The sequence below is a fragment of the Streptomyces sp. NPDC031064 genome (assembly GCF_055570965.1).
The window spans coordinates 1-18,697 of the sequence record NZ_JBVIGF010000015.1 but is presented as its reverse complement, the minus strand read 5'-3'; the positions used below and the strand labels follow the sequence as shown (position 1 = coordinate 18,697).

Genomic DNA, 18,697 nt, shown 5'->3' with positions numbered 1-18,697 from the left:
GTCCGGCAGGCCGCCCCGGCTCGCGGCTGGCGGAACCGGGGCCCCACGGGCGGTTCGGCCGGTTACAGGTCGCCGATCCGGTACTGGGAGCGGGCCTTGTTCAGCAGGTCGTCGGCGGTGGCCTCGGCCGACTTGCCGGCGGGCACGTCGACGTTCACCGTGAGACGTTCCTGCCGGGAGTTGACCACGACGAGCGTCTTGGACAGGCGGCGCGGTGTGCCTTCCCCTTCCCTGCTGTACGTCACGGTGATCAGGGCGGCGTCACGGCCCTGTTCCGTGGTGGGCCGCACGGAGGCGACGGCGGCGGAGCCTCCGGTCGGCGGGGTGGCCGTCTCGTGTTCCTGCTTCCAGCGCTGGGCCGTCGCCACGGCGGTCTCGGTGGTCTTCTCCTTCTTGTCCACGAGCAGCGACATGTCGCCCTTCGGCGAGGTGTACCGGGTGGCGAGGTAGGCGCCGTCCGAACTGGCGATGTCGTCCCCGGTCGTGATGGTCCAGTCGGCCGGGGCGGCGACGGTGACCCGCATGCGGTACTCCTCGTAGCGCTTCCAGCCCTCCGGGACGTCGTCGCCCGACGGGAGGAGGACGAGGGTGACGACCAGCGCCGCCACCAGGGCGGTGAGGGCGCCGAGCGGCAGCGGCCGGAGGAGGCGGTGGCGGAGGGAGGCGGGCCGGGTTCCGGGGCCTTCCGGCGCGCCCGGCGCGGATATGGACGCCGGCTGCCGGGCGAGGGGGTTCGCCGCGGCCCGCAGCATCGGCAGGGCCGCCTGGGCGGTGAGCCGGTTCTCCGGCTCCTTGCGCAGCAGGCCGGTGATGACCGCCGTCAGCTCGGCGGAGTTGTGCGGTGGCGGCAGCTCGGCGAGGAGGATGGCCTGGAGCGTGGACGGCGTGGTCTGGCGGCGGAACGGTGAGACGCCTTCGACGGCCTGGTAGAGCATCACGCCCAGGGACCACAGGTCGGACTCCGGGCCGGGGCGGCGCCCGAGCACCCGCTCCGGGGCGATGTACTCGGGCGAGCCGACGAAGGACCCGGTCTCGGTGAGCTTCTGTTCGCCCTCCATCTGCGCGATGCCGAAGTCCGTGAGGACGACGCGGTCGTGACGGCCCACCATTACGTTGCCGGGCTTCACGTCACGGTGCAGCACACCGGCCTCGTGCGCCGCGGTCAGCGCGCCGAGCACCGCGAGCCCGATCCGGGCGGCCTCCTGCGGGGAGAGGGTTCCCTCGTCCAGCAGCTCGGCGAGGGACTTCCCGCGCAGCAGCTCCATCACGATCCACGGGCGGTCCCCCTCGGTCACCACGTCGTGGATGGCGACCACCGAAGGGTGGTCGATGCGTGCGGCGGCGCGGGCCTCGCGCTGCATACGCTGGTACGCGGTGTGACGCTCGGCGGACGTGAAGTGGTCCGGAACCCTGGGCTCCTTGATCGCCACGTCCCGGTCGACGACCTCGTCACGGGCCCGCCAGACGGTCCCCATCCCGCCGGCCCCCAGTCGCTCCAGCAACCGGTAGCGGTCGCCGACGAGGCGTCCCGCACCGGCCTCCACACCCGCCTCCACACCGGCTTCCGCGCCGGCCTCCGGGCGGGAGTGGTCCGCGCTTCCGTTGTCACTGTGCTGTTCCCGCGCCGCCGCGACCGGCGGCTGGAGCCCGTAGCTCGTCGGCTCGTCCTGCCGTCCCCCGCTGTTTCTCATGCGCCCATGATGCACGGTCCCCGTTTCTCACCTGCGGGTGTGACCTATTGTCGCGATTCGGTAACACGCGCGGGAGGCGATCACCGGCAGGGCCTAACGTCTGTTGCTGCCTCAACCGCGCCCGGCGTCCCCGGGGACGACGCCCGCCGGTGAATATCCGTCAGCGACGCACAACTACCAGCAATCACAGGCGTGTTGACGCCTTTACGGGCGGCGCCGCCACCGCTCGCGAAAATGAACGGGGCTCCCTCACCATGCTTCTGGACAACCTGTCGAAACGAGCCCTGGCCACCTTCCTGACTCGTAGAGTGGGGGACGACGGACGATTGGGCGGGGGCCTGATGGATCCACTTGTTCTTGCCGCGACGTCAGCCTCGGTCGTGGGGGCCCTCGCAACCGACGCCTGGCAGCAGGTGCGGGACCGGTTGGTGGAGCTGTTCCGTCACGTTCAGCCCGATGAGGCGGACAATGTGTCACTGGAGCTCGAGGAGGCCCGTGACCTCATTCTCGCCGCCCGGGAGCACGACGACGCCCGGGTCGAGCACGAGTTGACGGTCACGCTCCAGCGTCGGCTCCAGGATCTGGTCAGGAGCAGTGCGTCCGTCGACCAGGATCTGCTCCGCCTGCTCAACGAGCTGCTCATCGCGTCGAGGGGCAGCGTCCTGTCGCAGACGGCCGGCCTTTCGCTGCTGACGACGCTGGCCGGCGGCTTGTCGGGAGTGCCGGTGATACCGCTTGGGGGACTTGTCGGGTCCGCCGCCTCCATGGCTCTGACGGCGGATGACGCCTCCGGCGCCTCGGCCGCGTGTCTGCCCGGCCCCACGGTGTTCGACCGGTTGGGCCCCGCCCGGATGCTGCCGCGCGACGTGCCGACGTTCACCGGGCGCGAGTACGAAGTGGAACAGTTGGTCGAGGTGGCCGACACCCCCGATGAGCCGTCCGTGTGCCTGGTGCACGGCATGCCGGGCGTGGGGAAGACGGCCCTGGCCGTCCACACCGCCCACCGCGTGGCCGACCGGTTTCCCGACGGGCAGTTGTTCATCAACCTCCGGGGGCACGACCCCGGGGACGAGCCTGCGTCCCCCTTCCAACTGCTCGGATCGCTGCTGACGGCAGCGGGATTCCCCAAGGCCGTCCAGCCCGAGAGCGTGCACGGGCGCGCGGGCATGTGGCGCAGTTGGCTGGCGTCCAAGCGCATGATGATCATCCTGGACGACGCGGCCGACTTCGGTCAGGTCGAGCCCCTGCTCCCGGGGTATCCCGGGTGCCTGACCGTCGTCACGAGCAGGCTCCGGCTGGAAGCGGCCGAAGTGACCAGGTCCGTTCCCGTGACCGAGCTGGCACCCGACACCTCCGCCGAGCTCTTCGACCGCCTGCTGCGCCATCGCGGCCTGGCGAGCGACGCCGGCGACGCCCATGAGGTCGCCCGCCTGTGCGGCAACCTCCCGCTGGCCCTCGTGTTCGCCGCCAGTGTCCTCCTGGCCCACCCGACCTGGCAGGTGCCGCACCTGGTCGACGACCTGTCCAGCGCGCCACGGCGGCTCACCCGCCTCGCCGGTGGCCGCGCCTCGGTCTCCGAGGTGCTGGACACCTCGGTGCGCACGCTCGACGACACGCAGCGCCGGTTCCTGTGGCGGCTGGGGATGCACCCGGGGCCGGAGCTGGAGAAGCGCGCGGCGGCCGTCCTGGCGGACACCACGGTCGAGTACGCCGACCAGTGCCTGGACTCCCTGTACCGGCACAGCCTGCTGACCGAGGTCTCCCCCGGTCGCTTCCGGATGCACGTCCTGCTGTCGTCGTACCTCCTGGCAGCCCCGCCGGAGCGGTTCGCCGGGACGGGGGCGCCGGAGGGCCCGGCGGATCCGGAGGAGGTGAGGCGACGGCTCGTCGACTACTACCGCCGTACCGCCACGGCCGCCTATCTGCTCCAGACGCAGCAGCGGTCCGCGGACGCGTTACGCGGCTCACTGCCCGAGCTCGCCCCGTCCCTCAGCGGGCCCTCCCAGGCCGCGCAGTGGCTCGCGGCCGAACTGGACAACCTCGCGGCCTGCACGCAGTACACCGCGGACCATCCCGAAGTGGTGGCCGACCTGGTCACGGTCGTCATCGCGTATCTGCTCCAGCGCGGCGACGACGGCATCCGCACCGCCCGGCAGCTCATCGAGGCCGGCCATCACCGGATGACCAGCCGTGGGGACGTACGCGCACAGGCCCTGTTCGCGCACCTGTCCGGCCTGCTGGCCATCGCGGAGGGGGACCTCCGGCGGGCCGTGACCGATCTGGAAGGGGCGGTGCGCACCAGCGTCGGGGACAACTGGACGCTGGGGGCGGCACGGGCGGTGTACGGCCTGTATCTGGCGCTCCGCCTCAGCGGCCGCTTCGACGACGCCGTCTCGGCGCTGGACGAGGCGACGGAGCTCTTCACGGAAGCCGATGACTCGCGCGGTCTGCGCAAGGCGCGGGAGCAGGGGGCCGCGCGGGAGATCGGCGCCGGCGAGACCTCCGTACGGGCTCCTCGCCCGCACCGGCCGTCGGCGGCCGGCCTCGCGAGCGTGCCCGAACCGGACGACTTCCTCACCCAGTTGGAAAACCTCAGCCTTCGGGTGCACGCGCGGCACTCGGGTCAGTACGGCGGGGAGGGCGGCGACGAGCCCGGTGAGTGGGTGGACGCCGATACGGACGACATCCCCGCCGGCGGTGCGGCGCGGAGCGGCGGGGGTGGTGACGGCGGTGATGGTGAGCCGCCTGCCGCGCCCGGGTCCGCCGGGTTCCCCGACGACGACGGCCGCCGGCCGGACGCGGGAGACGGCCACGGGCGGGGCGCCGAGGACGTCATGCCGGTCCATGAGCTGGACGCCGTGGACGCCCAGCACGTCAACTTCTGGTTCACCGACATGCCCTCGGACGACACCCCGCTGCGGGTGGCCGAGCCTCGCACCGGCTGTTTCCAAGTGGGGCCCGACCACCCGGACAACCTGGCAGCCGGCGAACGGGTCATCCCGGCCGACGAGATCCCCGCCGCCGGACTGCCCACGCGGTGGATCGTGTCGTCCTCCACGTGCGAGCTGGCCCTGCCCGCCGACGCCGACCCGGAGTTCCGGGCCTCCGTCACGGTCGGGGGCGACAGACCACAGTGGAACGTCGACTTCGACCTGCTCATCCCGCCTGACGGCCGGTCCGAGGAGCGCTTCGTGGTCGTCACGCCGCAGCAGGCGGGCACCGCGCGCATCGACGTCATGGTGATGGTCGACGGTGACCCCTACCGGGAACTGACCATCGAGTTCCCGGTGGAGGAGTCCCTCGCCACCGAGCCGCGAGGCGGACTGGACGCCGGCTCAGGCGCCGGCTCACCGGACCGGCCGCCCACCGGGCATCCCCCGCGCACCACGGCCTCCGGCCTGCCCGGCCCCCGGCCACCCGCCACGGTGCCCTCCGACGACGACAGCGGAAGCGGCAGTGTCAGCGGCAGCGGCAGGCCGGAGGCGGTGCCGGTGCCGCGCGCGTTATGTCCCCCACGGCCCCGTCAGCGTCACCGCGGCCCCGTGCGGGTACGGGCACGGCAGCGTGTGCCCGCCAGGGAGACGGCCCTCCGCGTCCCCCAGGACTGGCAACGGGCGGCCCGCGAACTGTCCGTGTACGTCACCCCGCCCAGCGCCTGGTGGAGCCTGCGGGTCGCCGGCGCACGCGAACGGACCGACATGACCACATGGCAGCCGTCCGCCACGGCCGGGCAACGCGTCCGCGACGCACAAGTGGCCCTGGACACCTACTGGCAGAGCTGCGCGCAGCGGTACAACCTCATCTCCGCCTCCGACGTCGCCAAGCGCCTGCGGGACTTCCGGCCACGTGCGGACTGGTCGGCGCGGTCCGGGCTCGCCGTCAAGGAGGAGGACGAGAAGGCGTGGGGCGCGGACGCGCGCAGTGAGGAGATGCGGGCGCTGGCCCTTGCCGGCCGCCAGTTGTTCAAGGCGATGTTCCCGGAGGACACCGAGCTCAGCACGCTGGTCAAGACGCTGGAGCCCGGCGACCGGCTCACCATCCACTGGAAGGACTGCACACCCCAGCACGTGCCGTGGCCGCTGCTGTACCGCGGCCCGCTGCCGCCGCCCGGGCACCCCGTACAGGCCCATGACTTCCTGGGCCTCCGTCTGCGGATCTCGCACGTCATACACCCCTGCGAGTCCACGCGCTCGCTGGACGACGACGCCGTCCGTGCCCACCTGATGTACTGGGGCGGCCGGCCGGACGACGAAACCCTGCTGGCGGCCGAGGAGCACGCGCTGGAGCTGGCCGCCTGGCAGCCCACGGTCCTGCCCGCCTCGAAGGAGAACCCGAAGGCGCAGTTGTCGGCGTTCCTCTGGGACCCTTCGCCCTCCCCCGTCTCGCTGATCTACGTCTTCTGCCAGGCGGCCACCGGGGCCGGCAACAAGCCGAGCCTGCGCTTCGGCAGCACCGGCGAGGCGTGCGACGTGCTCCAGCTCGCCGACATGGGCGACGACCCGCTGACCGACAAGCCCCTGATCTTCATCAACGCCTGCGAGACGTCCGCCGCCGAGCACACCTACAGCAACGAGCTCCAGAACACCTTCCTGGAGCGCGGCAGCCGCGCGTACATCGGCAGCGAGTGCAAGGTGCCCACGAACTTCGCGGCACGCTTCGCCAGCGTCTTCTTCCACTTCCTCTACACCCGTGACGCCAAGGGCGCCCCGACCGCGGCCGGCGAGGCCCTGGCCCAGACGAGGAAGTTCTTCTGGGACGAGTTCCGCAGCATCGGCGGCCTGTTCTACAGCTACGTCAACGACGACCAGGTCTTCATCGCCAAACCCCATGAAGTCGCGGCCATGCACCGCCCCGGCCCACGGACACCGCAGACCCGAGCGAGGCAGGCGTGACAACACCGCACCACCCGCAGGACATCGCCCACCGGTTCCTCACCGCGGACACGCGCACCCGCATGGCCCTCGTGCGTGACCCGGGCTCCGCGGACGCGCTGCGCCACCTGCTCGGCACCGCCGCCTACGAGGAGCTCGCCGCTCTGGCCGGGCCGCCCCCGGCGCACCACCTCGCCGACGACGAACCCGTCAACCTCGTCTTCGTGCCCGGCGTCATGGGCAGCATCCTCGCCAGTACGGGGCTGGGCGGCATCTGGTGGCTGGACATCCGCTCCCGCGACCGGATCGACAGCCTGGCGCTGGCCCCCGACGGCCACAGCGACTCCCACCCCGCCTTCAAGATCCAGCCCGTGGCCGTGGACGCCTCCTACGAGGGGTTCCTCTTCGCGGCGGAACGACGAAGCGGCATCCAGCCCCTCGCCTTCCCCTACGACTGGCGCAAGCCGCTCCACATCAGCGCGGACCGCCTGTACGACACGGTGCTCGCCCGGCGGACCGGGGCCGGGGCGCGCGTGCCCGTCGACATCGTCGCGCACAGCATGGGGGGCCTGGTCGTCCGTACCGCGCTGATGCGCCACCCGGACCTGTGGGACCACGTCGGCAGGGTCGTCTTCCTCGGCACGCCCCACTACGGCGCCCCGGCCATCGGGGGCTACCTCAAGAACCACCTGTGGGGCCGCGACCGCCTCGTCCTGCTCGGCACGTACCTCTCGCGCGACACCTTCCGCTCGCTGGCGGGCGTGCTCCAACTGCTCCCGGCCCCGGCCGGCGTCTACCCGGCGAGCAGCGCCGGGGAAGCCGCCGACTACGACCACCCCTGCACCAACTTCGACCCGTACGACGCCGCGGCCTGGCACCTGAAGGCGGACCCGGCCGGGCAACTGCGGCTTCAGGCCCTGCTCGACGCCGCCGCCCGGCACCACCGCGACCTCCACGCGTGGCACTGCTCGCTCGACCAGGGCCGGCGCGACCGGATGGCGGTCATCGCCGGGACCGGCTTCAACACGCTCTTCCGCCTCGCCTACAACAAGCGCGCGGGCTTCCTGTGGCAGCACATGGACCGCGTCACCACGCGGATCCCCCACCACCCCGACCGGGACGGCGACGGACGGGTCCCCCTCGCCTCCGCCCAGCTCCCGTGGGTGGGCGAGACCCGCTACGTCAACGGCGAACACGGCAGCCTGCCCAACCTTCCGGCCGTCCAGGAGGACGTCTGGCGATTCCTCCGCAACAAGCCCATGCGGCTGCCCGTGAAGCCGGAGGCGGCCATGGCCAGGCACCTCGCCGGGGACTCGCCGGCGACCTCCGCCCTCGCGCTGCCCGGGCCCGACCGGCCCTCCGGGCGGCCAAGGCCTCCCGAGGACCCCGGCTACCTGGACATCACCGGCCCCACGGCGGCCGAACTGGCCGCCCTTGAGCAGCGGCTGGAGGCGGGAGAGTTGCCGGACTTCATCCGCACACGCCTGCTGTGACGCGCGAGCCCCTTCGCCGGGCCGCGAAGGGGCCGCGGGGCCACCGCTCACCGCTCACCGCTCACCGCTCACCCGAGGAGGGTGCGGAGGTCGACGACGCGGTAGCCGCGGGCGGTGAAGGCGTCGAGGATGAGGGGCAGGGCGTACGCGTCGATCACCTCGGTGCGGCCTTCGGGGGCGCCGAGGTGCATCTGGAGGATGGCTCCGGGGCGGAGGGCGTCGAGTGCTCTGCGCACCGCGTGGTCCACGGTCATGCCGCCTTCGGTGCCCTTCCATCCGTTGGTGTCGGTGGTGAACTCGATGTCCGCGAATCCGAGGGCGTTGACCTCCCTGATGTGTGCGGGGCTGGTCTCGCTGTAGGGGAAGCGGAAGAACGGCGTACGTGCCGCTCCCGCGCCGGCCGCGCGCAGTGCCCGGTCCGCCGCCAGGACTTCGCGGGTGCGTGCCGGGGCCGTCAGGTCCTTGAAGTAGGGGTGGCTGTGGGAGTGGTTGCCCAGGCCGTGCCCGGCGGCGGCGATCCTCCGGACCACTTCGGGGTGGCGGTCGGCGAAGTCGCCGGTCAGGAAGAAGGTGGCAGGCGTCCGACGGCGGGCCAGTTCGCCGAGGATGCGGTCCAGGCCGGCGTCGTTCCACGCCGCGTTGAACGTCACGGCGACGACCTGGTCGCCCGTGCGGATCGTGCGGTTCTCCGACCCGAACAGCGCCCGGAGGCGGTCGGTGTCGGCCGGCACGGCCGGTGTGCCCGGGGCCATGACGCACAAAGCGGCGAACAGCCCGGCGGCGATCATGCGCAGGCGGCGGAAGGGGAGAGTCACACCGCCCTCATCGGCCGGCCGAGGCCGGCCCTTTAACGGAATGATCATCTTCACCCGCTGACGACTCTGCGTCACCGTGTTGGCGTTTTCCTTGATGAACGGCATTGATGATCAGGCTCCGGTGCACGCGAAAATAGGTCCATAGCTTCTCAGTTGCCACTCCAAACACCCGTGGCGAGTATTCGCCAATCCTTTCCGTGACTCCGGAATATGCGCAGAAGTTATGCGTGCGACCCCTGCGACACAAATCCCGTCACAGTGGTTTCGCGTCCTGAGCGTGGAGAGGGAGTGTCATGCAGATGAGCACGACTCTGTGGCTGCTTGTCGCCTGTGCGTCCGCGTGCACGGTCATGTCAGCCCTGGCTGGACCGGCGATGATGCGGCCCTGGAAGGTCGACGCCGTGGAGCTGAAGGCGCGTCAGGAGTTTGTGCGCGTACTCAGCGAGACCAGCCGGCCCACCTTTTCCTCGTCGCAGCCCGAGAGCAGGCCCGCGGCGGCGAGGACCGCCCCGGCGCGCCTCGACGACGAGTGAGCCACCGGGGCGGACCACCCGTACCCGGTCGGGAGCCCGGCTGACCTGAAGCGCTGGGGCCTTCGCGCCCGGGTACGAGGAGCGCCGCTGTCTACTCGGGGGCCGGACCCACTCGGGTGGGTTCCTCCGGGGTGGGCCTGGGCGGTGGAGGGGTGGGGGCGTTGCGGTGACGGGGGGCGGTCTGGCGGGGTGGGCGCGTCAGGGTGATCTGGCGGACCAACTGCTGGAAGCAGGCGAGTGCGGCGATCGAGGGCAGGGCGGCCGCCGCGGCGTCGGAGAGGGTCCTGGGGGCCTGGGAGACGCACAGCAGCATGGCGATCGTCGAGAAGAGCAGGACGACGAACCAGGAGTGGGCCGCGCGGCGGCGGTGGAGGGCCGCCCGGAGGATGGAGAGCGAGGCGACCATCCAGGGTCCGTAGACCAGCAGGGGCCACCACTGGACGACGGCGTCGGAGGTGCGGGGTTCGGCGATGTGGCGCAGGGGGTCGTAGGTGACCATGCCGCCGTAGAGGCTGACCATCGAGACGATGGCCGCGGCGATGGCGGCGGTGAGGACGCTGCACGTCTGCAACAGGCTCAGGACGCGTTTGTTGGGCGCCGTGCGGCGGTGGCTCGCTATGGGAGGCCGTACGGGGGGAAGTTCGGCGGTGATCTGTTCCAGTCCGGCCATCGGGCCGCCGCCACCGGCGGTGTGGATGTCGGTGGCGTCGGTCAGCAGCGGCGGCATGCCGCCGTGCTGGTGGGGGATGGTGCCCTGGAGCATGCTGGCCAGCTCCTCCGCCGGGTCCCAGGAGGGGAACAGCGGCTCGACGTGCGGGACGTCGACGGGGGGCTTGACGTGGCGGCCGTGGGACTCATACATGGCGGGGCTGCCCCGGCTGTTCACCGCCGTGTGCCGCGAAGGGGCCGCGGGCCCGCGACGCCAGCCGGTGGAACTCGGCCTGGATTCTGTTCATCGTCAACAAGAAGTCCTCAAGGACCGCCGAGGTGTACTCCAGGGGGATGCAATGACGTTCATCGTGCAAAGTGGCGTGTTTCCCCAGGGGCAAGGCGGCAAATCGGGGCGTGAATGTCCACTTTCCCGCCCGGATGGTCGCTGCGAGGCCGTTGGGAAACGATCCAGGTACCTGTTCTGTAGTCACGTTCGCCCTAACGCCGTGGATCTTGAGCCCGATGCGCGGCAATAGGGTGACTTCAGCAGGTCATTTGGGTGTATCCGCGAGCCTTTTATCGCTCCTGTGGCGTGTATAAGACACGGCAGTAACCAAGAGGGTGAGCGCTCGTACCCGGCCGGGGATCATTTCTTTGGAAGGACGAGAAATGAGATTGAAAGGAATTCTCCCTCGCTGAACGTACGCCGGACGTACGCCGGGGCGTTTGCCGGGACGTACGCCGGCCGTCCGGCGGACGGGGTCGCGGGTCCCGCCGGGTGAGAATGGTGCGGGCACCGCTGGGCGAGGAGGAGCATGCAGGGGGAGACGGCGCGTGGAGGCGCCCTTCGGGGTGCCGCTGTGTGGCGGGTGGTCGTGCCGTGGGGAGCCGTGGCCCTCGTCGTCGGCGGGTGCGGCGCGTGGGCGTACCGCAGGGCGGGGGGCGAGCCGGCCGACCTGGTGCGCGACCTGGCGGTCGGGTGGGCGTTCGCCGTGTCCGGGCTGGTGGCGTGGGTGCGGCGCCCGGCCAACCGCACCGGGCGGCTGCTGCTCGCCGAGGGGCTCACCTGGTTCCTGGGCAACCTCCAGGGCTTCCCCGTACCGGTGCTCTTCGCGGCCGGGGCCTGGGGCGAGGCGCTCAACCTGGCCGTCCTCGCCCACCTGTTGCTGGTGTTCCCCGACGGGCGCGCCGGCACCGCGCACGAGCGCCGGCTGATCGTCGCGGGGTACGCGCTGGTGGCCGTCGGGGGTCTCGTACGGGCCATGCTGTACGACCCGGCGGCGGACGCCTCGACCAGCTACCTGTCGTGCGCGCACTGCGGTCCGAACGCCCTGCTCGTCCTCCACTCCCCCGGGGCCTTCGACGCGGTGGACCTCGCCTACCGGTGGGCCGGTGTCGTGCTGACCGTGCTGGTCGCCCTGACCCTGGTCCGGCGGTGGCGCACGGGCAGCCCCGCGCGGCGCAGGGTCCTGCTGCCCGCCTGGGTCGCCGTCGGGCTGACGTTCACGTTCGTGGGCTGGGAGGTGCTGTACCTGCTGAACCCGGAGGCCCTCGGCGCGGCCGACGCCGTCATGACCGCCCTGTCGGACGCCAGTCAGGTGGCCGTGCCGGTCGTGTTCCTGGTGAGCCTGCTGAGGATGCGTCTGCGGCGGGCGTCGGTGGGCGACCTGGTGACGAGCGCGGGCCGGGCGCCCACCCAGGCGGACATGCAGAAGATGCTGCGCAGGACGCTGGGCGATCCCTCCCTGGTGCTGGGCGTACGGGCGGAGGACGGCGGTTACACCGATCCGGACGGCCGTCCCGTGCGCCTGCCCGAACCGGGCGCGGGAGGCGGGGACGAGGGCAGGGACGTCACACGGGTCGCGGTGGGCGAGGACGAGGGCGCCGATGCCGTCCTGGAGCACGACCGGGCGCTCGGGGAGGACCCGGACCTGCTCGACGCGGCCGGTGCGGTCGTCCGGCTCTGGTCACGGGACTTGCGGCCGCGCGCGGGGCTCAGTCCCCGGCGTATTCTCCAAGCCGCCTACGACGAGCGGAAGCGACTGGAGAGGGACCTGCACGACGGTGCTCAGACCCGGATGCTGTACACCCTGATGACGCTGCGCCAGCTCGACGCCAAGCTCCCCCAGGGCGCCGATCCGGCGCTGCGGCGGACCGTCGCCGAGGCGGAGGAGAGCTTGCGCCAGGCGCTGGAGGAGCTGCGGGACCTGGCCCGCGGCATCCACCCGGCGGTCCTCGGCCGCGCGGGACTGGGCCCGGCCCTGACGGCGCTCGCCGAGCAGTGCCCGGTGCCGGTCACGGTCGACGCCGAACCCGGCCGCTGGTCGCCGCTCGTGGAGACCACCGCGTACTTCCTGGTGTGCGAGGCCATGGCCAACGCCGTCAAGCACGCGGCCGCGCGGCGCATCCGGGTGGGCGTGCGGCGCGGCGGTGCGCGGCTGGTGGTGGAGGTGGCGGACGACGGCGTGGGCGGCGTACGGATGCCGTCCGACGACCGGCTGTCGCACGGCACCGGTCTGCGGGGGCTGGCCGACCGGGTGGCCGCGGTGGGCGGCACGCTGGCGGTGGACAGCCCGCGCGGGGAAGGCACCCGGATCCGGGCGGAGCTGCCGTGCGCGTGATCGTGGCCGAGGACGCCCCCCTGCTGCGGCAGGCACTGGTCCGCCTGCTGGAGGACTGCGGCGTGGAGGTGGTGGGGCAGACCGGTGACGCGGAGGACGTACTGGCGCTGGTGGCCCGGGAGGAGCCGGACGCGGTGCTCCTCGACATCCGTATGCCGCCGACCCACACCGACGAAGGCGTACGGGCCGCCGAGGCGATCCTGGCGCGGCACCCCGGCACCGGTGTGCTGCTGCTGTCCCAGTACGTCGAGACGAGCGCGGCCGTCGAGGTCCTGGCGCGCGAGCCCCGGGGTTTCGGGTACCTCCTCAAGGAACGGGTGGCCGACGCGGACGAGTTGTACGACGCCCTGAAACGGGTGGCCGCCGGGGAGTCCGCCGTCGACCCGGAGATCGTCGCCCGGCTGCTGGCGCGCCGGCGCGCCGACAGTCTGCTGGACGGGCTCACCGCGCGCGAGCGGCAGGTGCTCGCCCTGATGGCGGAGGGCCGCTCGAACGAGGCCATCAGCGGGCGGCTGGGCGTCAGCGCGAAGACGCTGGAGACCCACATCCGCAGCGTGTTCACCAAGCTGCGCCTGGAACCCGGTCTGATGGACAACCGCAGGGTCCTCGCCGTGCTCACCTACCTCCGGGCATGAGGACCGGCTCCCGCCATGGCAGGCGGAAGCCGGTCATCCAGCAGGACAACTCCCCCGTTTCCCCCGTGTCCTGCCCCCGTACGGCCCACAGTAGGGAGCCGGAGGGCGGCCCGCATCGGGGCTGACCCTGAGTTCCCGGGCCGGGGTGTGCCGGAGTGCGTCAGCTATTGCACCAGCTCGTGTCCGGGTGCGGGGCGCGCCAGGTGTTGAGGACCCCGCTGTAGCCGCAGCGCCCTTCGGCGGCGCTCGCCGATGTGGGGGCGGCCAGCCCCAGGCCGGCCGTCAGCGCGGTGGCCGCCAGCGCCGTGGTGATCCGCGGGTCAGTCGCTTGTGCATGACGTGTCGGTCCCCCTTGTCGGTCACGTTCACGAGCGGCCCGTGCGGGCCGCCGATGACGGTCTCGACGGTAGGGCCGGGCGGCGGCGCGGGGCATCGGGGCAGCCCCTGAGAGCACATCGCGCCACGGCACCCGAAGGACCGGAAGGCGGGGTCGGGTGTCCGCCGCCGGGTACGACGGTATTTCATTGGAGCATGACTACAGTGAAACGAGGCGGGAACGGCGGGCGCGTCCTCGTCGTCGGCGGCTACGGCGCCGTCGGCGCGACGGTGAGCGCGACGCTCGGCGACTGGTTCCCCGGCCGGGTGGTGGTCGCGGGGCGCGACCCGCACAGGGCGCGGCGACTCGGCGGGGTGCGGGTGGACCTCACCGACCCGGCCGGCTTTGGGCGGACGCTGGAGGAACTGGGCGACGTGGCCGCGGTGGTGCTGTGCGCCGAGCCGCCCGACGCCGGCGTGGCGCGGGTGTGCCTGGGCAGCGGCGTCCACGTCGTCGACATCTCCGCGACGCCCCGGCTGCTCGACGACGTGGCGGACCTGCACGGCCTGGCGGCCGGTTCGGGCGCCACCGCCGTGCTGAGCGTCGGCGTCGCGCCCGGGCTGACCAACCTCCTCGCCCGCCGGGCGCACGAGGCCGTCGGCGGCGCCGAGCACGTCGACCTCACGGTCCTCCTGGGGACCGGCGACCGGCACGGCGGCGACGCGGTCCGCTGGACGGTCGAGGGGCTGGCCCGCGCCCCGGAGGCCGGTCCGGCGCGGACGGGCCTGCCCGGGTACGGCACGCGCACCGCGCACTGGTTCCCGTTCTCCGACCAGCACACCCTGCCCCGCACCCTCGGCGTCGCCGGGGTGACGACCCGTCTGTGCCTGGACTCCCGGCCGCTCACCGCCATGCTGTTCGGGTCGCGGCGGGCCGGGCTGCTGCGGGGCGTCCACCGGCCCGCGGTGCGGCGGGCGTTGACGGCCGCCTTCGGGCGGGTCCACGTGGGGGACGACGGGTTCGCCGTGCGGGCCGACGCGCGGCGCGGGGACCGGCATGCGGCGTACGCGCTCACCGGACGGGCGCAGAGCCGGGTCACCGGGCTGGTCACGGCCCACGTCGCCCGGGAGTTGCTGACCGGCGGCCCGCCGCCGGGGGTCCATCACATCGAGCAGCTCCCCGCCCTGGCCTCGCTCCCGGAGGCGCTGGCGGAGCACGGTGTCGCCCTGTGGCGGCTCGGCGACCGGACGCCCTAGGGGGCCGGCCGGGCCTCCTGACCGTGAGGGGTGCCGGCTAGGTGGCCGTGGGCCAGGAGCGCAGCAGGGTGGCGATGCGGGCGGCCGTGCAGGTGGGGGCGAGGAGGAGGTCGCGCAGGGCGATGGCGTCGTCGCGGGTGGGCTTGACGCGGATGCCGGCGGCCTCCAGGTACATGACGCCGGTGGCGGCGGCGACGGCCAGGTTGGAGCGTTCCAGCCAGCGGCAGCGGCCCAGGGTGTGGACGAGGGCGGCCGCTTTGGCGTAGGGGCCGTCGTAAACCGGCTGCTCGAACAGCTCGGCGCGGTGGCGCGCGACCGCGGCGACGGGGACGCCGTAGTCGTCCGGGGCGGGGTCGTCGGCCCCCGCCGCCTCGGCGACCTGCAGGATCCAGGGGACGTCGATGTGCAGGTCCATCAGGCGGCGTGCGCTCCCGGGCGGGGCTGCTGGGCGTCCTGGTCCGGGCGCTGGGCGTCCTCGGCCTCGTCGAAGACGTCCCGGTGCTCGGCGAGGAAGCGGGAGGCCGCCTCGACGGCGCGGGCGCGCAGGCCGCTGGCGTCGTCGTGGACGAGGCGGGCGAGGTAGTCGCCGATGCTCAGTCCGAGGTCCGCCGCGCGCTTCCTGGCGAGCTCCGCGACGTCCTGGTCGACTCGTGCTCCGAGCTGTGTCTTGGCCATGACCTCATGGTAACAGGTGTTACCATGAGGCGGTGACGAAGAGGACGCTCCGGCCCCACCAGAAGGAAGCCGTCGACGCGGTGCTGCGGGCCTTCGAGTCACCCGCGCCGCTCGTGCCGGAGCAGGGGCTGCGTACGCAGGTGATCATGGCGACCGGGTCGGGCAAGACCCTCGTCGCCGTGCGGTGCGCGGAGGAGCTGCGGGCGGGCCGGGTGCTGGTCCTGGTGCCGTCGCTGGACCTGCTCGCCCAGACGGAGGCCGCCTGGCGCGAGGGCGGCCGCCCGGGCCCGGTGATCGGGGTCTCCTCGCTGCGCGGCGAGGACGTGCCCTTCCCGAACACCACGAGCGCCGACGAGCTGGTGGAGTGGACGCGCTACCTGGACCGGTACACCGTGTTCGCCACGTACGCCTCGCTCGGCCTCGGGACGCTGGAGCGGGCGCACCGGGCCGGCCTCGCCGGCTGGGACCTCATCGTGGTGGACGAGGCGCACCGGACCTCGGGCCGGATCGGCAAGCCGTGGGCGGTCGTGCACGACAACACCCGCATCCCGTCGCTGCGGCGCCTCTACATGACCGCCACGCCCCGGCTCTGGCAGCTCGGGGAGGACGAGGGCCAGGAACCGGGCGCGCCGGGTGAGCTGGTGGCGAGCATGGAGGACGACCCCGACGGGCCGTTCGGCGCCCGCGCGTACACGCTCACGCTGTCGGAGGCGATCGACCGGGGCATCTGCGCGCCGTACCAGGTGGTGTGCGTGGACGTGACCGACACGCGGTTCCAGGCCGCCGTGCTGCTGGGCGCCGAGGGGCGTACGGACGAGGTGCGCGGGGCGCGGCTGGCGGCCCTCCAGACCGCGCTGGTGAAGGCGTCGGCCGAGGAGGGGTTCCACCGCACGCTGGTGTTCCACCACATGGTGAAGGAGGCGGAGGCGTTCGCGGCGGGACTGCCGGACGTCGCCGCCAAGCTGTGGGCCGACGACCCGCAGCGGTACCCGAGGACGATCCGGGTCGACTGGCTGTGCGGCGAGCACAAGCCGCTGCACCGCAAGCGCGTGCTCGCCGAGTTCGCCGAGGGCGTCGCGGCGGACGGCACGGCGGTGGAGAAGAGCTTCCTGGGGTCGGTGCGGGTGCTCGGGGAGGGCGTCGACACCCGCAACTGCGACTCGGTGTACTGGGCGGACGTACGCGGGTCGATGCCTGACCTGGTGCAGGCGGTGGGGCGCGCGCTGCGGATGCGGCCGGGCGAGGGCAAGACGGCCGCGCTGGTGGTGCCCGTCCTGCTCGGGCCGGGCGAGACGCCGGACAACATGCTCACCTCCCGCGCGTACGGCGGGCTGGCGAAGTTGCTGGAGGCCCTCCGCGCCCACGACGCCCGCGTCGTGGAGCAGCTCGCCGAGCGGCAGGCCCAGAGCCGCTCCCCCAAGGGCCGTGAGACGGGCCCCGAGGGCGAGGAGGAGCACGGGCCGTGGGCGGGCGTCAGCGCGCCCGCCAGGCGGTTGCTGAAGTTCTCCACGCCGCGCGACCCGGCCGCCCTGGCCGCGTTCATCAACCTGCGCGTCCTCAACCCCGAGCGCGGGCACTGGCGGCGCGGCATCGAGGCCGCCCACCTCTACCGCCGGCTCCACGGTGACCTGCGCGTGCCGTTCACCTACCGGGTGCCCACCGGGGAGGGCGCGGAGGTGGAGGGGTGGCCCAGCTCGCTGGCGGGGTTCCCGCTGGGGCAGTGGATCGCCGACGCACGGCGCTCCCACGCCCGGGGCGGCCTCGACGACGAGCGGGTGGCCGCGCTGGAGCGGCTGGACATGGTGTGGTCGCACCACGACGTCGCCTGGGAGGAGGGGCTGGCCGCGGCCCGCGCGTGGGCGGCGGAGAAGGGTCACCTGCTGGCGCCGCTGGACGCCACGTACCAGGGCGCGCCGGTCGGCATCTGGCTGAAGAACGCGCGGGCCGCCGCCCGCAGGGCCATGGAGAACGAGCAGCGGGCGGCGGCGGGGCTGGCGCCGCTGCGGACCAGGGCCACGGTGCTGTCCGCCGAGCGGCGCGAACAACTGGAGGACATCGACCCGTCGTGGTGCCCCGCCTGGCCGGTCACCTGGCAGCGGTGCTTCCACCTGACCTGGAAGCACCTGGAGGCGGGCGGCACGCTCCCCACCCGGCCGGGCGAGGCCGTCCGGCAGGGCGAGGACCTCGGGCGGTGGGTCACGGCGCAGCGGCTCGGCTGGGACGGGCTGAGCACGGTGCAGCAGTGGATGTGCGAGCAGGTCCTCGGCATCGAACCGGCCGCCGAGGACGAGAAGCCCCCGCCGCGCCGCTCCCAGGCCGACAAGTGGGCGGTCAACTTCGCGGCGGCGACCCGGTTCTACGAGCGTGAGGGGCACCTGCGCGTACCCCGCAAGCACGTGGAGACGGTCACCGTGGAGGACGACCGGGGCGGCGTCCGGGAACACCACGTCAAACTCGGGTCCTGGGTGAGCAATCAGCGCACCCGGGCCGCGACCCTGTCGCAGGAGCGGGTGGAGCGGCTGTCCGCGATCGGCATGCGGTGGAGTTAGGCCGGGGCAGGGGCGGAGAGGGAGCGTACGTGGGTCCGTACCCACTCCGTGATGGCGCGGGTGGGGGTGCCGGGGGTGAACAGGGCGGCCACGCCGAGGTCCAGGAGCTGCGGGATGTCCGTCTCGGGGATGATCCCCCCGCCGAAGACCGTGATGTCCCGGGCGTCCTGCTCCGCGAGGACCGACAGGACCTCGGCGAAGAGGGTCATGTGGGCGCCGGAGAGCACCGACAGGCCGATGCCGTCGGCGTCCTCCTGGACGGCCGTGTCGACGATCTGCCGTGGCGTCTGGTGCAGGCCGGTGTAGATGACTTCGACGCCCGCGTCGCGCAGGGCACGGGCGATGACCTTGGCTCCTCGGTCATGGCCGTCGAGCCCCGGCTTGGCGATCACCACGCGGAGCGGTGGGAGGGTGTCTGACGGCATGGTTCGTCCTCGGGGTGGGCGGCGGGTGCGGGTTTCAGTACGTGTCGCTGGGGGTGTGGACGCCCCAGACTTCGCGCAGGGCGTTGCAGACCTCGCCGACGGTGGCGCGGGCCTTGAGGGCGTCCTTCATGGGGTAGAGGACGTTGTCGGTGCCTTCGGCGGCCTT

The 18,697-nt window shown here is 72.9% G+C and carries 14 protein-coding genes; 7 read left to right on the top strand and 7 right to left on the bottom strand.

Features of this window, described 5'->3' with window-relative positions; all coding sequences use genetic code 11:
- Positions 1–62: 62 nt before the first annotated feature.
- Entirely contained in the window at positions 63–1,691 is a 1,629-nt protein-coding gene (locus ACZ46W_RS34950) for a serine/threonine-protein kinase (protein WP_468346374.1), read from the bottom strand.
- Between the two features lie 380 nt (positions 1,692–2,071).
- On the opposite strand from ACZ46W_RS34950, the gene ACZ46W_RS34945 reads away from it, so the two are divergent.
- Both ACZ46W_RS34945 and ACZ46W_RS34940 read left to right on the top strand, forming a co-directional pair.
- A complete protein-coding gene (locus tag ACZ46W_RS34945) occupies positions 2,072–6,583 on the top strand; it encodes an AAA family ATPase (protein WP_468346372.1) in 4,512 nt (1,503 codons plus the stop codon).
- Complete coding sequence (locus ACZ46W_RS34940; protein WP_468346371.1) at positions 6,580–8,055, top strand: esterase/lipase family protein; 1,476 nt, start codon at positions 6,580–6,582, stop codon at positions 8,053–8,055. Before ACZ46W_RS34945 ends, ACZ46W_RS34940 begins: the two co-directional genes overlap by 4 nt.
- A gap of 68 nt (positions 8,056–8,123) precedes the next feature.
- Here the strand turns inward: ACZ46W_RS34940 and ACZ46W_RS34935 are convergent, their stop codons facing one another.
- Complete coding sequence (locus ACZ46W_RS34935; protein ID WP_468346369.1) at positions 8,124–8,870, bottom strand: polysaccharide deacetylase family protein; 747 nt, start codon at positions 8,868–8,870, stop codon at positions 8,124–8,126.
- A 299-nt stretch (positions 8,871–9,169) separates the two neighbouring features.
- Here ACZ46W_RS34935 and ACZ46W_RS34930 point away from each other — a divergent pair, with 299 nt between their 5' ends.
- Positions 9,170–9,403, top strand: a complete 234-nt coding sequence (locus ACZ46W_RS34930) for a hypothetical protein (protein WP_468346367.1) — start codon at positions 9,170–9,172, stop codon at positions 9,401–9,403.
- Positions 9,404–9,494: 91 nt separating this feature from the next.
- On the opposite strand, the gene ACZ46W_RS34925 is transcribed toward ACZ46W_RS34930, so the two are convergent.
- Positions 9,495–10,265 carry a DUF2637 domain-containing protein gene (locus ACZ46W_RS34925; RefSeq protein ID WP_468346365.1) on the bottom strand — a complete coding sequence of 257 codons (771 nt, stop codon included), beginning with the start codon at positions 10,263–10,265 and terminating at the stop codon, positions 9,495–9,497.
- A gap of 679 nt (positions 10,266–10,944) precedes the next feature.
- On the opposite strand from ACZ46W_RS34925, the gene ACZ46W_RS34920 reads away from it, so the two are divergent.
- The 3 genes from ACZ46W_RS34920 (at position 10,945) to ACZ46W_RS34910 (ending at position 14,882) form a co-directional block, all read left to right on the top strand.
- Positions 10,945–12,675 carry a sensor histidine kinase gene (locus tag ACZ46W_RS34920; protein WP_468346363.1) on the top strand — a complete coding sequence of 577 codons (1,731 nt, stop codon included), beginning with the start codon at positions 10,945–10,947 and terminating at the stop codon, positions 12,673–12,675.
- Positions 12,672–13,310 (top strand): response regulator transcription factor, encoded by a 639-nt coding sequence (locus ACZ46W_RS34915; protein ID WP_468346431.1) that lies wholly within the window; start codon positions 12,672–12,674, stop codon positions 13,308–13,310. The genes ACZ46W_RS34920 and ACZ46W_RS34915 overlap by 4 nt, the downstream gene beginning before the upstream one ends.
- 531 nt (positions 13,311–13,841) lie before the next feature.
- Entirely contained in the window at positions 13,842–14,882 is a 1,041-nt protein-coding gene (locus ACZ46W_RS34910; protein ID WP_468346361.1) for a saccharopine dehydrogenase family protein, read from the top strand.
- A gap of 37 nt (positions 14,883–14,919) precedes the next feature.
- On the opposite strand, the gene ACZ46W_RS34905 is transcribed toward ACZ46W_RS34910, so the two are convergent.
- Positions 14,920–15,297, bottom strand: coding sequence for a fic family toxin-antitoxin system, toxin component (locus tag ACZ46W_RS34905; protein WP_468346359.1), 378 nt, complete (start codon positions 15,295–15,297; stop codon positions 14,920–14,922).
- Positions 15,297–15,557 (bottom strand): hypothetical protein, encoded by a 261-nt coding sequence (locus ACZ46W_RS34900; RefSeq protein WP_468346357.1) that lies wholly within the window; start codon positions 15,555–15,557, stop codon positions 15,297–15,299. Before ACZ46W_RS34900 ends, ACZ46W_RS34905 begins: the two co-directional genes overlap by 1 nt.
- Positions 15,558–15,589: 32 nt before the next feature.
- Here ACZ46W_RS34900 and ACZ46W_RS34895 point away from each other — a divergent pair, with 32 nt between their 5' ends.
- Entirely contained in the window at positions 15,590–18,106 is a 2,517-nt protein-coding gene (locus ACZ46W_RS34895; protein WP_468346355.1) for a helicase associated domain-containing protein, read from the top strand.
- Here ACZ46W_RS34895 and ACZ46W_RS34890 read toward each other — a convergent pair.
- Both ACZ46W_RS34890 and ACZ46W_RS34885 read right to left on the bottom strand, forming a co-directional pair.
- Positions 18,103–18,531, bottom strand: a complete 429-nt coding sequence (locus ACZ46W_RS34890; protein ID WP_468346353.1) for a cobalamin B12-binding domain-containing protein — start codon at positions 18,529–18,531, stop codon at positions 18,103–18,105. The two genes, ACZ46W_RS34895 and ACZ46W_RS34890, sit on opposite strands and share 4 nt — an antisense overlap.
- 34 nt (positions 18,532–18,565) lie before the next feature.
- A partial coding sequence (locus tag ACZ46W_RS34885) for a methylmalonyl-CoA mutase family protein (protein ID WP_468346429.1) occupies positions 18,566–18,697 on the bottom strand: 132 nt, incomplete at its 5' end.

Coding starts and splice junctions, on each gene's coding strand:
- ACZ46W_RS34900 (WP_468346357.1), bottom strand. CDS start 15,557: ATGGCCAAGACACAGCTCGGAGCACGAGTCGACCAGGACGTCGCGGAG.
- ACZ46W_RS34925 (WP_468346365.1), bottom strand. CDS start 10,265: ATGTATGAGTCCCACGGCCGCCACGTCAAGCCCCCCGTCGACGTCCCG.
- ACZ46W_RS34910 (WP_468346361.1), top strand. CDS start 13,842: ATGACTACAGTGAAACGAGGCGGGAACGGCGGGCGCGTCCTCGTCGTC.
- ACZ46W_RS34930 (WP_468346367.1), top strand. CDS start 9,170: ATGAGCACGACTCTGTGGCTGCTTGTCGCCTGTGCGTCCGCGTGCACG.
- ACZ46W_RS34950 (WP_468346374.1), bottom strand. CDS start 1,691: ATGAGAAACAGCGGGGGACGGCAGGACGAGCCGACGAGCTACGGGCTC.
- ACZ46W_RS34890 (WP_468346353.1), bottom strand. CDS start 18,531: ATGCCGTCAGACACCCTCCCACCGCTCCGCGTGGTGATCGCCAAGCCG.
- ACZ46W_RS34905 (WP_468346359.1), bottom strand. CDS start 15,297: ATGGACCTGCACATCGACGTCCCCTGGATCCTGCAGGTCGCCGAGGCG.